At 64.1% G+C, this 15,127-nt stretch carries 9 protein-coding genes; 2 read left to right on the top strand and 7 right to left on the bottom strand.

The annotated features are described in order from the left end of the window. Position 1: 1 nt before the first annotated feature. From P5W99_RS02895 to xdhA, 4 genes are all read right to left on the bottom strand, one after another. Positions 2 to 1,576, bottom strand: a complete 1,575-nt coding sequence (locus P5W99_RS02895; RefSeq protein WP_421042461.1) for a Fic family protein — start codon at positions 1,574 to 1,576, stop codon at positions 2 to 4. 220 nt (positions 1,577 to 1,796) lie between these two features. Then, entirely contained in the window at positions 1,797 to 2,405 is a 609-nt protein-coding gene (gene xdhC, locus P5W99_RS02890; RefSeq protein WP_421042462.1) for a xanthine dehydrogenase accessory protein XdhC, read from the bottom strand. Between the two features lie 38 nt (positions 2,406 to 2,443). Beyond that, positions 2,444 to 4,798 carry a xanthine dehydrogenase molybdopterin binding subunit gene (gene xdhB / locus P5W99_RS02885; RefSeq protein ID WP_421042463.1) on the bottom strand — a complete coding sequence of 785 codons (2,355 nt, stop codon included), beginning with the start codon at positions 4,796 to 4,798 and terminating at the stop codon, positions 2,444 to 2,446. 37 nt (positions 4,799 to 4,835) lie between these two features. Next, positions 4,836 to 6,422: a xanthine dehydrogenase small subunit gene (gene xdhA, locus P5W99_RS02880; RefSeq protein ID WP_421042464.1), complete on the bottom strand. Its 1,587-nt coding sequence runs from the start codon at positions 6,420 to 6,422 to the stop codon at positions 4,836 to 4,838. Positions 6,423 to 6,778: 356 nt separating this feature from the next. Here xdhA and P5W99_RS02875 point away from each other — a divergent pair, with 356 nt between their 5' ends. Further along, on the top strand, positions 6,779 to 7,987 hold the full coding sequence (locus P5W99_RS02875) for an MFS transporter (protein ID WP_421042465.1): 1,209 nt from the start codon (positions 6,779 to 6,781) through the stop codon (positions 7,985 to 7,987). 100 nt (positions 7,988 to 8,087) lie between these two features. Here P5W99_RS02875 and P5W99_RS02870 read toward each other — a convergent pair whose 3' ends face one another. The 3 genes from P5W99_RS02870 to aspT (P5W99_RS02860) form a co-directional block, all read right to left on the bottom strand. Continuing rightward, positions 8,088 to 9,743: a bifunctional aspartate transaminase/aspartate 4-decarboxylase gene (locus P5W99_RS02870; protein WP_421042466.1), complete on the bottom strand. Its 1,656-nt coding sequence runs from the start codon at positions 9,741 to 9,743 to the stop codon at positions 8,088 to 8,090. A gap of 155 nt (positions 9,744 to 9,898) precedes the next feature. Continuing rightward, positions 9,899 to 11,584 (bottom strand): aspartate-alanine antiporter, encoded by a 1,686-nt coding sequence (aspT, locus tag P5W99_RS02865; RefSeq protein WP_421042467.1) that lies wholly within the window; start codon positions 11,582 to 11,584, stop codon positions 9,899 to 9,901. A gap of 194 nt (positions 11,585 to 11,778) precedes the next feature. Further along, complete coding sequence (gene aspT, locus P5W99_RS02860; RefSeq protein WP_434661707.1) at positions 11,779 to 13,461, bottom strand: aspartate-alanine antiporter; 1,683 nt, start codon at positions 13,459 to 13,461, stop codon at positions 11,779 to 11,781. Between the two features lie 591 nt (positions 13,462 to 14,052). On the opposite strand from aspT (P5W99_RS02860), the gene P5W99_RS02855 reads away from it, so the two are divergent. Continuing rightward, on the top strand, positions 14,053 to 15,099 hold the full coding sequence (locus P5W99_RS02855) for a LysR family transcriptional regulator (RefSeq protein ID WP_421042469.1): 1,047 nt from the start codon (positions 14,053 to 14,055) through the stop codon (positions 15,097 to 15,099). Positions 15,100 to 15,127: the final 28 nt, after the last annotated feature.

Raw genomic sequence — 15,127 nt, 5'->3', positions numbered from 1 at the left:
ATCAAGAGCGTGCATCGGAAGACGGCGGTGGCGCGTCAGTTGCGTCGAACGCCTCGCGCACCGCACTCACGATAGCTTCGCCCAGGTTTGCCTCCTGGATAATCGGAAATTCCTTGCTCAGCTTGCCTGAAACGCTCCAGTGATTGTCGCGTATCGACCAGATGATCCGGTCGATATCCAGGTTCGGCCCATCAAGTAGTTCCTTCACTGAATACCTCGCCCGGTCCCAGTTTCGGATCAGTTCGGCTTGCTGACGCATCTCCGTGCGGATCGTTCTGTCAATCAACTCGGCCACATATTCCACGTGCGCCGTGAGGTCAGGATAGCGCCACGTGAATGCTGCATCGTCGTAAGCGCAGAATGTGAAATTCGACTTCACTCCGTCACTGAACTCGCGGTGCGCCTCGAAACCCGCGTATTCCTCGTAGCGTTGCATCAATGGCCTGGACAGGACCTCGAGCGCCTGGTCGTAAGCCGCAAGATATTGAGGTTTGCTGGTAATAGCCGATGAAACAGGCAGGACAAAGGGCTGCGGAACGGCATTGTCGCGGCGCAGAATGTCATTGATCAGGAAACGATGCACACGGCCGTTGCCATCGGCCAACGGATGAATGTAGACAAAACCGAACGACACCGCCGCCGCCCGAGCAATCGCCGAGGCCCCCGTCGTGCATGCCAGGAACGCATTGAGTCCCTCGAGCATTCCATCAACGTCCTCCCAGCGCGGGGCGATATAGTGAATGACGTTGAGGAAGTGGTCTATCGCGCCGACAAACACCGGCGACTGCCGCAGACCGAAATGCTTGAGGGTAGTCCGTTCGCCGATGATTTCCCGTTGCAGTTCCGTGAGCGTGCCAATTTCCAATGGGTTGGCATAGGTGCCCATGCGCGCTTCCATGACCGCCGCGAAGCGTTTGATACGATCTCCTTTATCCGACTCGTGCTCGATCTGGAAACTGGCGCGGCTTTCCTTGAACGTCAACCACGCCGCACTGCGCCGCAGCACGTCAACACCGTACTCCGCCTGAAGTGCATCGAGTTGGGCCGCGCAATTGTAGGCTTCTGCTTTCTGCACGAGATCCGTGCGTCGCACAGTGACACAGAACTCGCGGCGGCCGGGTAGATTGTCACGCACGCGCCACCGGGAATTGTTGCGAGGAGACGTGCTGACCAGATAAGCACGCGGGTCGAGCGCGTCCACATAGCCACCATTAGCCACCGCCGGAACGCCGGCGAGTTGACGGCCCATGAGCCACTCGTACAGGAAGCCCACACGCCGGGCATATTGGCCGGTTCGTTCAGCGAGAACCCAATCGCGAATCTCGGCTTCGGGAATAGCGTTGAAGAGCCTGGCGAGCGGCTCCAGGAAAACACCCTCGTGTTTGAGCGCAAAGGTCAGATGGGCTGGCAGCGTATCGGCTGGCCTCATCGCTGCGGTATAGGCTTCCCTTACGGTGCCGTTATGGTGGATAGTTCGCCGTGTCGCACCGATTTCGCTCTCGATCGGTTGCGGCTGTACGGGGTGCGCGCTGTATCGTTCGGCGAGCCAGCGGTAACCTACCCAGTCGTCCGACATTGATGCAACCCCACTAATTTCGTTAACTGGCCAATAATTTCGTTAAGAATAGCCCACTTTTCGATAAAAACGTTAACTCGCGACACCAAGGACCGAGCGTCCAGACAAAAAAACACCCCAAACGCAGGATGGCGTCCAACGTTTGGGGTGCAGCTCACGGCAGAAACGAAATTTTTTCGCCCACCTTTCCCACGCTCGGGTTCAAGGTGGACGCTCGACCTCAAACTCGCGCGAACCTCGTCGCGCTCGCGGTCTGGCCCGCAGCGGAAAGCGGCGGGCGCATCTGCATAAGCTGCGCAGCCACGGCAACCGCAATCGACGAAGGCGCCTTGTCGACGATGCCCGGCACGCCGATCGGGCAAGTCATCTCGCCCATGCGCTGCGCCGCCACGCCGCGATCGATCAGGCGGCGCTCGAACTTCACACGCTTGGTCTTCGAGCCGATCAGCCCGAACCACGCGAAGTCGCCGCGCTCCATGATGCGCAACGACAGATCGAAATCGAGCGCGTGATTGTGCGTCATCACGATGAAGTACGCGCCCGGCGGCGCTTCGTCGACGATTGCGGCCGGCGAGTCGGTCGCCTCGACTTGCACGTTGGCCGGCACTTCGTCGGGAAAGAGCTCGTCGCGCTCGTCCACCCACTGCACCACGCACGGCAGCATGCCGAGCAGCGTGACCAGTGCATGGCCCACATGCCCCGCGCCGAACAGCACGACGTGCATCGGCCCATAGTGGGGCACCGGCGTGCCGCGCCGACCGATCACGACGCGCCCCGCGGCATCGATCCGTTCACAGTGGTTCGCGCTTTTATTCGCACTGCTGCTCATCTGACGAGACTCCTTCAAAGCATCACGCTAGTTCACACTCAGCCGTGCGCCATCGTCCGCACCGCACGCACGCCCTTCAGGATTTCCTCGGCGGTCGCGGGCGCATTCATCGGCGGATTGAAGCGGTAGTCGGCCACGCTCGCCACGGCGTCGCGAATCGCGAAGAACACCGAGAACGGCAGCAAGAGCGGCGGCTCGCCCACGGCCTTCGAGCGATGAATGCTGTTCTCGACGTTGCGGTTCTTGAACAGCTTCACGTTGAACTCGACGGGCGTGTCGTTCACGGTCGGGATCTTGTAGGTGGACGGCGCGTGCGTCATGAGCTTGCCGTCCGGCTTCCACCACAGTTCCTCGGTCGTGAGCCAGCCCATGCCCTGAATGAAGCCGCCTTCCACCTGCCCCACGTCGAGCGCGGGGTTCAGCGAGTCGCCCGCGTCGTACAGCGCGTCGGCGCGCAGCACGCGCATTTCGCCCGTGAGCGTGTCGATCACGACTTCGGAAACCGCCGCGCCATATGCGTAATAGTAAAACGGGCGGCCTTGCAGCGTCTTCTGATCCCAGTACAGCTTGGGCGTCGCGTAGAAGCCGTCCGACCACAGTTGCACGCGCGCGAAATAGGCCTTCGAAACAAGCGTCTCGAACGGCACGACCTCGTCGCCGACAATCACGGTGTCGTTGGCAAAGCGCACCTCAGCGGCGCTCACGCGGCCCTCGCCCCACGTGGCGGCGGCGAGCGTGGCCAGGCGCTCGCGCAGCTGGCGCGCGGCGTCCTGCGCGGCCTTGCCGTTCAGGTCCGTGCCGGTCGATGCGGCGGTTGCCGAGGTGTTGGCCACCTTGCTCGTGTCGGTCGCGCTCACGCGCACGCGGCCGAACTCGATGCCAAGCTCGTGCGCCACCACCTGCGCGACCTTGGTGTTCAGGCCCTGGCCCATTTCCGTGCCGCCGTGGTTCACGAGCACGGAACCGTCGGTGTAGATATGGACGAGCGCACCCGCCTGGTTAAAGTGCGTGACGTTGAACGCGATGCCGAACTTCACCGGCGTGAGCGCGATGCCCTTCTTCAGCACCTCGTTGTTCGCGTTGAATTCGCGGATCGCCGCGCGGCGCGCGTGATAGCCGCTCGTTTCCACGAGTTCGTCGATGAGCTCGTGAATCACGTTGTCATCGATCGTCTGGCCGTACGGCGTCAGGTTCTTGTCCGTCTTGCCGTAGAGATTGCGCTTGCGCACCTCGAGCGAGTCGAGGCCGAGCGAACGCGCGACGTCGTCGATGATGTACTCGATCGCGAACGCGCCCTGCGGGCCGCCGAAGCCGCGGAACGCGGTGTTCGACTGCGTGTTGGTCTTGCCGCAGTAGCCGGCGATGGAGACGTCGGGCAGCCAGTAGGTGTTGTCGAAGTGGCAGACGGCGCGCGTCATCACCGGGCCGGACAGGTCGGCCGAGAAGCCGCAGCGCGAGGTCATGTCGACCGAAATGCCGTCGATCGTGCCTTCGTCGTCGTAGCCCACTTCATACGTATAGTGGAAATCGTGGCGCTTGCCCGTGACCATCATGTCGTCGTCGCGGTCCGGACGCAGCTTCACGGGGCACAGCAGCTTCCACGCGGCAAGCGCCGCGCAGCACGCGAACAGGCCCGACTGCGATTCCTTGCCGCCGAAGCCGCCGCCCATGCGCCGGCATTCCACCAGCACATTGTGCGAGTGCACGCCCAGCACGTGCGCGACCAGATGCTGCATCTCGCTCGGGTGCTGCGTCGAGCACCAGACGTGCATGCCGTCGTCGTCCTTCGGCACTGCGTAGGCAATCTGGCCTTCCAGATAGAACTGCTCCTGGCCGCCCAGCAGCATTTCGCCTTCGTGGCGATGCGCGGCGCGTGCAGCGCGCGTGGCGGCATCGCCGCGTGCCAGCTTCATCGGCGGCAGCACGTATTGCTCGGCGGCGCGCGCCTGCTGCGCGGTGAGCACGGCGGGCAATTCTTCGTATTTCACTTCGGCGCGGCGCGCGGCCTGGCGCGCGATGTCGTGCGAGGTCGCCACCACGATGAACATCGGCTGGCCCACGTACTGCACTACGCCATCGGCCAGAATCGGATCGTCGTGGATGATCGGGCCGCAGTCGTTCACGCCCGGAATGTCACCGGCGGTGAGCACGGCCACCACGCCCGGCGTCGCGCGCACCTTGGCGAGATCCATCGAGACGATGCGCGCATGCGCCTTCTGCGAGAGGCCAAGCGCCGCGTGCAGCGTGCCCGCCACGAGCGGAATGTCGTCGGTGTAGGTCGCGCGCCCGCTCACGTGCAGGTGCGCCGATTCGTGCGCACGCGAGACGTGCACCTGCGCGAAATCTTCAAGCGCCTTCGCTTCTTCCAGGAACGGTTCGGCTTGCTGGTTCATTGTTTCGATCTCCGTATGTTGTCCGTTTCCTGGGGGGTCAAGCAGCGCTTTGTGCACATTCGGCCGCGACGGCGCGCACGTTGAGCGCTTGCGGCGCGAGCGGATTGTTCGGGCGCGTTTCGAGCCAGAAGCGATACAGCGTGTTCTTCGCGGCTTCGAGGCGGTAGTCGCTCGTCGCGCGCATGTCGGAGAGCGGGGCATAGTCGTTGGCGAGCGCGATCATCGCGGCCTGCGCGGTGGCTTCGTGCCATTGCGCGCCAGCGAGCACGCCTTCGGCGTGGGTCGCACGCTTGGGCGTCGCGGCCATGCCGCCGAACGCGATGCGCGGCTCGCGGATCGTGTCGCCGTCGGCGATGAAAGCGTACGCGGCGCACACGGCCGAAATGTCGGAGTCGAAGCGCTTCGAGATCTTATAGGTGCGGAACTGCAGGTTCGCACGCGCGCCGGTGCGGGTCGGCACTTTCAGCGCGAGCACGAACTCGTGCTCGGCCATGTCCTTCTTCTGATAAGCGAGGTACAGGTCTTCGAGCGGCATCTCGCGCACCGTGTCGCCGCCGCGCAGCACCACGCGTGCGCCCAGCGCGATCAGGCCCGGCATCGAGTCGCCGATCGGCGAGCCGTTCGCGACGTTGCCGCCGATCGTGCCCGCGTTGCGGATCGGCAGCGAAGCGAAGCGCTGCCACATCTCTTCGAGCTCGGGATAGTGCTTCGCGAGCTCGGCATAGCCGCGCTCGACGGTGACGCCCGCGCCGATCTCGATCCACGCGTCGCTCACCTCGATCTGGCGCATCGCCTCGACCTGGCCCACGTAGACGATGTCGCCGAGTTCGCGCATCTGCTTGGTGACCCACAGGCCGATGTCGGTGCTGCCCGCGAGAATGCGCGCGTTGGGGCGCGCGGCCTTGATCGCGGCGAACGCGTCGACGGTGCGCGGCGCGTCGTATTGCTGGCCGTCGTGCTCGTAGTGGAAGGTCTCGCCGCGTTCGAGCGTGGCGAGCGTCTGTGCGAGCGCCTTCACGTCGATGGGCGCCTTGGGCGCGTCGGCCTTGAACATCTGCTCGGCGGCGTCGAGGATCGGACGATAGCCCGTGCAGCGGCACAGGTTGCCGGTCAGCGCGTTGGCGATCTCGTCGCGCGAGGGCACGCTGCAAGCAGCCTTGCCGGGGCAGCCCTGGCCGGCCTGGGCGCCGTGGGCACCCTGAGTCCCCTGAGTACCCTGCCCCGCGTGCTCATGGCCATGCTTTTCGTAGAGCGCCCACATCGACATGACGAAACCGGGCGTGCAGAAGCCGCATTGCGAGCCATGGCAATCCACCATCGCCTGCTGCACGGGGTGCAGCGACCCGTCGGGCTGGCGCAGGTCCTCGACGGTGAAGAGCGCCTTGCCGTCGAGCGTCGGCAGAAACTGGATACAGGCATTGACGGCCTTGAAGCTCACGCCGCCCTCGGCCGTGCGCTCGCCGACGACGACCGTGCACGCGCCGCAGTCGCCTTCCGCACAGCCCTCCTTGGTGCCGGTGCAGTGCGCGTCTTCGCGCAGGTACTGGAGAACAGTACGGGTGACGTCCGCGTCGCTGACTTCACGGATCGCGTTACGGTGATAAAAGCGGATCGGCTGACTCATGGTTTTTCGTCTCGTCGTGTTCTGCGGCTCGCAGGACGCCCCGAATGGAGGTGCGTGTGCCGCGCTTCTGTGGACGGTACGAAAATTAACACTGCCAATATCGCGAACCCATAGGCACAGGTACATGGGGGTTATATCGTTATCGCGATGAATCTTCAGGCCGTGCGCGGGCTGTGCTTATATGTCTGGAGGATGGCCGAAACGCGCGATTTATCGTGAAATTCGTGCGAATCGGCCAGAAAGCGGCGGAAAAATGCCCGACGTCGCCCCGCTGAACGCTTTCTCGTCACCAGCAGAAGAACCGGTTCCATGGGACAATCTCGCCTTTCCCGCCGTTATCCATCCGTATTTCCCCCATGTCCGCCGAGTCAGCGCCCCAGCGCAACGCCGCATCGACGACCTTGCAGATCATTCCGGTCGTCTTTTTCACCTTCCTCTGCTATCTGACCATCGGCATTCCGCTCGCGGTCCTGCCGGGCTACGTGCACAACGACCTCGGCTTCAGCACGATCGTGGCCGGCGGCGCCATCAGCGTGCAGTACATCGCGACGCTCTGCTCGCGGGCGCTGGCCGGACGCTCGGCCGATACGCTCGGCCCCAAGAAAACGGTCACCATCGGCATGATCCTGTGCGGCACGAGCGGCGTGCTGCTGCTGCTCGCCACGCTCGTCGCGCACTGGCCGGCGCTCTCGCTCGCGCTGCTCGTGACGAGCCGGCTGCTGCTCGGCTGCGGCGAGAGCCTGGTCGGCACCGGCGCGATCCTCTGGGGCATCGGCCGCGTGGGCACCGCAAACAACGCACGCGTGATCTCGTGGAACGGCATCGCCACCTATGGCGCGCTGGCGCTCGGCGCGCCGCTCGGCGTGGAAATGGCGCATTACCTCGGCTTCTGGTCGCTCGGCATTTCGGTGATGGCGCTGGCCGCGCTCGGCTTCTGGCTCGCGCGCCCGATCGCGCCGGTGCCGATCGTGCATGGCGAGCGCATGCCCTATCGCAGCGTGCTCACGCGCGTGCTGCCGCATGGTCTCGGCCTTGCGCTGGGCTCGGCGGGCTTCGGCTCGATCGCCACCTTCATCACGCTGTTCTACGCGGCGCGCCACTGGCCCAACGCGGCCTTCGCGCTCACGCTGTTCGGGCTCATGTTTATCGGCGCGCGCCTGCTGTTTTCGAACACGATCAAGACCTTCGGCGGCTTTCGCGTCGCCATCGCCTCGTTCTCATGCGAATGTGCGGGGCTGGTGCTGCTGTGGCTTGCGCCCACGCCCACGGTCGCGCTGATGGGCGCCGCGCTAACGGGCTTCGGTTTCGCGCTGGTGTTCCCGGCGCTGGGCGTGGAAGCGGTCAGTCTCGTGCCGGCCGCGAGCCGTGGCGCCGCACTGTCGGCCTATTCGGTGTTTCTCGACCTCTCGCTCGGCATCACCGGGCCGCTCGCGGGCTATGTAGCCAATCTGTTCGGCTACGGGTCGGTGTACCTGTTCGCTGCCATCGCGGCTGCCGCGGGCGTGGCGCTTTCGGTCTCGCTGCATCGCAAGAGCGTGCGCGGCGCCACATCGCAAGCGGAATAACGGCGCGGAATAAAAAACCGCCCCCGGTGCGCCTGCGCCGGGGGCGGTTCGTTTCCGGGTTCCGGGGCGCGGCGGCATCGCGCCGCCGCGCCCGTCCTCCTTACTTCTTCACGGCATTCGGGTCGAGCTTCTTGCCGGTGGCCTCGTTGTAACGCTGCACGTACTCCTCGGTGAGCTTGCGCATCGCGCGGCCGATCTTGCGGTAATCGGCTTCGTTCAGGTTCGCGAGGGACACGCGGCCCGACGGATGCGCCGTGCCGAAGCCCTTGCCCGGCAGCAGCACGACGCGCGCCTCGCTGGCGAGGCGGAACAGCAGCTCGTTGGGCTGAACCTGCTTGAGGAGCCAGTCGACGAAATCGCGGCCGAAGCGCTTCTCACCGAAATACTCCATGTCGATGATCGTGTAGTAGTCGACCTGATTCGGATCGCCACCGTCGAAGGGGATGCCCATTTCCTCGTAGAGCGCGCGCTTGCGGCTACGGATCAGGCGCTTCAACGCGTTCTTGTACGCGTCGGGCGTATCCATCAGCGAGAACAACGAGAACAGCACCATCTGCACCTGCTGCGGCGTCGAGAGGCCGGCAGTGTGATTGAGCGCGACGGTGCGGCTGTCCGCGACCAGACGGTCGATGAACTTGAGCTTGTCCGGCTCTGTCGTGATCGACTTGTATCGCTCGTGCAGAATCTTCCTCTCATCCTTCGGGAGCTTCGCGATCGCGGCGTCGAGCACGTTGTCCTGATGCGTCGCGATCGTGCCCAGACGCCAGCCCGTCGCACCGAAGTACTTCGAGTAGGAGTACACGAGAATCGTGTTCTTGGGCGCGAGCGCAAACAGCGAGACGAAGTTGTCGGCGAAGGTGCCATACACGTCGTCGGTGAGGAGGATGAGGTCGGGGCGCTCCTTGACGATCTCGGCAATGTATTCGAGGCTCTCGTCGCTGATCTTCACCGAGGGCGGATTGCTCGGATTCACGAGGAAGAACGCCTTGATCTTCGGATCGCGCAGCTTGTCCAGCTCCTTCTTCGAGTACTGCCAGTTGTTCTCGACGGTCGCGTTGAGGTGCACGACGTTGAGCTGGTAGTCGTTGAGCTCGGGAATTTCGATGTACGGCGTGAAGATCGGCATGCCGAGCGCGATGGTGTCGCCCGGCTTGATCAGGAAGTTCTCGCGCATCGTGTTGAAGATGTACGTCATGGCCGCGGTGCCGCCTTCCACCGCGAACACGTCGAACTCGCCCACGAACGGATGCTTGCCGACCATCTCGCGCCGCAGGTATTGGCCGACAATGATCTCCGAGAGCTTGAGCATGCGGTCCGGCACGGGATAGTTGCAGGCCAGAATGCCTTCACACATTTCGTACAGGAAGTCGCCCGCCGACAGGCCCAGCTGGTCGCGCACGTACGACACCGCGCCGCCGATGAAATCGATGCCGGGCTGGCCCTTGTTTTCGCGCAGGAACTGGTCGAAGCGCTCGACGATGCCGGCGCGCTGCGGGAAGCCGCCCACCCCCTCGGGCATATAGGAGAACGAGCGCTCCGACTCGCGCATGGCGAACAGGCCCAGTTGCCAGAAGCCGTGACGCGGAATCGTGGCGAGGAAGTTGGGATTGCCGCGGCCCGCATTGAGCATCGAGTAATTGGCCGGGCGCTCGGTTGCGCCGCCGCCCGCCGCCTTGATCAGCTCGTCCTTGAGCTCGAACGGGCTCAGTGCTTCGATGCCTGACTTTGCCTTCGATTCAGCTTTACCTTTTGCCATGATGCTCTCCGTTGGAAGACGTTGAGCGTGCCGCCGCTGCATGTGCTCGATGCACGGTGCGAGTGCGGCACGCGACTTCGACTAATCGATGCAACCGGGCCTGCGTCTTGAGAACTTCCCGCGCGGCCAACCTGCGCGGCCCGCTTGACTTCATGTCACACAAGACCCACCACGAGCGGCCCGAGCAGCGTGAGCAGCACGTTGGCGATCGCATAGGTGATGGCGAACGGCGCCGTGGGCACGGCGCTCTCGGCCTTGTCGAGAATGCCGCCGAAGGCCGGGTTCGCGCTGCGGGAGCCGGACAGCGCGCCCGCGAGAATCGCCGCGTTGTTGTACTTGAGGACGTAGCGGCCAAACAGCATCGTGAGAATGAGCGGCACGATGGTCACGACCACGCCGAGCAGGAAGATCGTGATGCCGCTCTGCTTGATCGTCACCACCGCCTGCAGGCCCGAATTGAGCCCCACCACGGCAACGAACGCCGCCAGACCGAAGTCCTTGAGCAGTTGCGAGGCGGCCGGCGGCATCACGCCGTACATCGGGTACTTGCCGCGCATCCAGCCGAACAGCAGGCCCGCGAGCAGGCAGCCGCCGCCCGAGCCGAGTGTGAGCGGAATGCCCGCCACGTTCGCGACGACCAGACCGACCAGCAGACCAAGCACGAGACCCACGCCCATGTAGATGAAGTCGGTCTTGTTGCTGTAGACGAGCTCGTAGCCGGCAGCCTGCGCGACGCGCTTCGTGTCGGTTGCCGTGCCATAGACGGTGACCACGTCGCCGTGCTCGAGCTTCGAGCCCGGCAGCAGCGCCACGGGCTGCCCGGCTCGCTCGATCTTCTCGATGTAGACGCCGTGACGCAGGTCGCGGTCGACGTTCTTGCGCACTTCGCCGATCGTCGTGTGGTTCATGCCCTTCTTCGTGAACACGATCTGGCGCGTCTGCATCACGAGGCTCATGCCGCCCGAGTCCGGCATTTCCGGACCGATCAGCGTGCCCACTTCGACCATCTGCTCGCGGCGGCCCACGACCAGCACGAGGTCGTCGCGGCTCAGCACGAACTCGGGCGTGGCGTCGACGACCTTGCCCGAGCGGCGGATTTTCTCGATGGCGACGAAATCCTGCTGGGCCAGTTCGATCTGCTTGACCGTCTTGCCGGCTGCAGCTTCCACGCGAAACACGCGGCCGAACAACTCGGGCAGCGCAGTGAGCTGGCCCGGCCCCGCCGAGGCATTGCCGCCCGCCATTTCGCGCTCGGCGTCCATGGAGGCATCTTTGAGGCTGCGGCCCATGAACTTCGGCAGGATGTTCACGCACACGATGATCGCGCCGAGCGAGCCGAACACGTAGGTCACGGCGTAGCCGATCGCGACATCGGCCTGCATGGCCTTCACCTGGTCGGGCGGCAGGCCGAGACGCGCGATGGCGTCGCCCGCCGTGCCGATGATCGCCGACTGCGTCATGCCGCCCGCGGCGAGACCGGCGGCGAGGCCCTTGTTGAGGTGAAAGAGCTTCGCGCAGACGAGCACGGTGACGAGACCCGCGACGGCCATGAACACGGCCATGGCGATTTCGCGCAGCGTCTTGCGGTTGAGCGAGTTGAAGAAGCCCGGACCGGAGTCGTAGCCCACGGCGTAGATGAAGACCGCGAACATCACCGCCTTCACGCCGTTGTCGATCGTCACGCCAACCTGACTGATCACCACGGCGGCGAGCAGCGACCCGCCTACGCCGCCCAGCTGGAACTTGCCGAAGTTGATCTGCCCGACCCAGTAGCCAACGGCCAGTGAGAGGAATAAGGCGATTTCCGGAGATTTGTGAAAGATGTCATGTAGCCATTCCATCGTGCCCTCGCATGGGTAGAAGTGACTGCTTGCTGCCGTTGAAGCAGGACGGCCAGTTGAACAACCGGTTGAAACCGGACGGACGACCTGACGAAAGCGCGTCAAAATTGAGATAACGCGGCCATCATCGGCCACGAACGGATTCGGTACGCGCCATGTGCTCAAGCGCGGCGCGCACCGCTGATCAGCCGAAATCAGCCGAATTTCGTTGCAAGCGCAACCACCACGGGCCCCATGAGCGGCAACAAAATATTCGACAGTGCGTAGGTGATCGTGTAGCCGATCACCGGAATCGAGTTGCCGGTCACGCCCACCAGCGCACTGATTGCCGGGGTGCTGCACTGCTGCCCCGCGATCGCGCCGAGCAGCATGGGGGTTTCGAGCTTGAGAAACATGCGCCCGATCCAGAGGGACATGAGACCGGGAATCAGCACCATCATGATGCCGACGAGCGGCAGCGCGAGACCGTATTCGCGTACGAGCTTGATGGCGTCCGGGCCAGCGGAGAGACCCACGGCCGCGATGAAGGTTGCGAGGCCGAAATCCTTGAGCACCTGCGCCGCCGCCGAGGGCAGCGAGCCGACCACCGGGAAATGCGAGCGCAGCCAGCCGAAGAACAGCCCCGAAAGCAGGCACCCGCCGCCCGTGCCGAGCTCGAGCGCGACGCCGCCCAGCTTCACGCCGAAGCGGCCGATGATCATGCCCACGAGCACGCCGAGGCCGAGGTAGACGAAGTCGGTCTTCTGGGTCTGCTGGATCACATAGCCGAGGCGCTTCGCGCCGCGCGCGACGTCGCCGGGTGCGCCGATCAGCGTGAGCACGTCGCCGCGGCGCACCATGGTGCCGGGCAGCGCGGGCACCGCGGCGTCCAGACGCGTGATCGCGTCCACGTAGATGCCGCGCCCGTCTTCGGGCGAAGCGCGCTCGCGCATCTGCGCGAGCGTGAGGCCGTCGGCGTCGCGGCGCGTGAGCATCACGTCCACGCGCTGCGCGAACAGTTTCACGAAACCCTCGCCCGAAACCTCGGCGCCAAGGCTGCCCGACGCCTCCACCACGGCCTCGCGCCGCCCGCCGATGAACACGATGTCGCCCGCCTGCAGCACAGTTTGCGCGACCGCGTCGATCTCCTGCTTGCCGCGCACGATGCGCTCGACCGTGACGTTGTTGCCGAAGCGCGCCTCGAATGCCGAGACCTGGGCGCCCGCTGCCTGCCCGACCTCAAACGCGCGCGCCTCGAGCAGCGGCAGCGCGAGCCGCTGGCCTTCGTCGAGCACGCCGTTGCCGCCGAGCTTGCGAAAAAGGCGTGCGGCCTCTTCGCGCAGGTTCACGCGCAACAGGAGCGGCGCGATCTGGCTCGTGAACAGCACGATGGTGATCAAACCAAAGAGGTAGCTCACGCTATAGGCGGTCACCACGTGCGCCTGCAGCGTGCTCACCTGGGCATCGCTCAAGCCCAGCCTGGAGATCGCTTCGGAAGCCGTGCCGATCACCGCAGACTCGGTGGCGGCGCCGGCCAGCAGGCCGGCCGCGGTGCCCGCGTCGAGCTTCATCACGACGACTGCGATCATGATGAGCGTCATGACCGAGACGATCTCGATGATCGAAAGGAATCCATAGCGCCAGCCGCGCCCGATGTTCGCGAAGAATTGCGGGCCGCCCGTGAAGCCGAGCGCGAAGATGAACAACGCAAAAGCAACGTTCTTGAGATCGGGCGAGATGCGCGCGCCCGTCTGGCCCAGCACGAGCGCGACGATCAGCGTGCCACACACGCCGCCGAGCGAAATCGGCCCAAAACGGATCGAACCGATCAAATAACCCAGCGCGAGACTGACGAACAGGGCAATCTCGGGCTGCGATTTCAGCAATTCGACGATCATGTCTGGTCCGCCGATTTACGTTTTAGTTTTCAGAAAAATGCATTAATAAAACATGCACTCAGCATGCACGTCTCTATTCCCGTGCTTCGCGGCTATTTTGCGCGAAGCACAAAAAACCTCGCCCGACCGAATCAAGCTTGTGTGAAAAATGCTGGACAAAGCCGAAACCAGATCTTCAACGCATCGACAACAAACATTCTGCAACCGCAGCGCCCAAAGGCTGTCCAGGCCGGATCTGAGCCGGGCGCGGCGAGATTCACCCCGGCAATGTCATCGTGCATGGCAAGCATGCGGGTGAATTATGCAATTGATTCCGCGATCGACGTCGATTGCGTGTCCACTGTTCGCGTCATTGCCCAAATACCATAATGTATTGCCAGAAATGCTATTCCTTTACGAGCGTGAAACGCCGGCGCTGTTTGCGATAAATATTGCAATTCTTTACAACTGTCAATATTATTTTCCTTCCAATATCGCCACCGCAATCGCACAACAGGGCTAAATCTAGCGCGCACATTGACGTCACCTCCGCAATGCCAAACGGAATGCCCTTAATCGGGTAAATGCAATCAGCATATGAGGCGAAATTCCATGAACCAGATACACGCCATGCGCGTCTTCGTCACGGTTGCGCAATCACAAAGCTTTCGCAGGGCCGCGCAGCAACTCGACGTCTCGAATGCCCTGGTCACCCGCTCGGTCGCCATGCTCGAAGCGCATTTGCATACCCGCCTCATCAACCGCACCACGCGCAATCTGTCGCTTACCGAAGCGGGTGAACACTATCTCGAAGGCTGCCGCAGCGTGCTCGACGAACTGGACCACCTCGAAAATGCGCTCGCGCATACCGAACGCGAGCCCGGCGGCACACTGCGCGTGGCCGCGGCCAGCACCGTGTCGCTCGTCACGCTCACGCCGCTCATCGACGGCTACCGGCGGCGCTACCCGCGCGTGAACGTGCGCCTCACGCTCGCCGAGCGGCAAATCTCGCTCGTCGAGGACGGCTTCGACGTGGGCATCGTCCCGGTGTCGCCCACACGCGACAGCGACCCGGATCTCGTCGAGCGGACACTCGACGCGGCAACGTTCGTGCCATGCGCGTCGCCCGGCTGGCTTGCCGAGCACGGCGAGCCGCGCACGCCCGCGCAGCTCGCGCGCCACGCGGCGGTGAGCCTGCCGCCCGAAGCACGCAGCGTCACCTGGCAATTCGCAAGGCCCGGCGAGCATGCGCAGCAGGTCACGCTGCGGCCCGCCTATGCCGTCAACAACATGCTGATGGTGCGGCACGCCGCGCTCGCGGGCATGGGCCCGGCTATCGTGCCGACGTCGCTCGTCGCCGAAGATCTCGCCGCCGGCACGCTCGTGCGCCTGTTGCCCGAGTACGAGATCGACGACCCCGACGCCAACATGTCGATCGTCTATCCGAATCGTCAATATCTGCCCGCGAAAACGCTGCGCTTCGTCGACTACGCCATCGAGCATTTCCAGCGTGCGAGCGACGCCAACGAACAAAACACAATCACGCCCGCGGCACTCCCGGCATCCGGTCACGCCGCCCTGCGGCCCGTGAACGGCACACTCGGCAACGGTGCGGCGCTGCATATGTCGAACGGCGTCTGCGGGCTCGCCTGGCGCTAACCCGATACAAGCGCGGCGCAAACCCAAC

The sequence above is a fragment of the Paraburkholderia sp. A3BS-1L genome, from assembly GCF_051125215.1.
In the GTDB taxonomy this organism is placed as follows: Bacteria; Pseudomonadota; Gammaproteobacteria; order Burkholderiales; family Burkholderiaceae; genus Paraburkholderia.
This window is presented reverse-complemented; position numbering and strand designations above follow the sequence as displayed.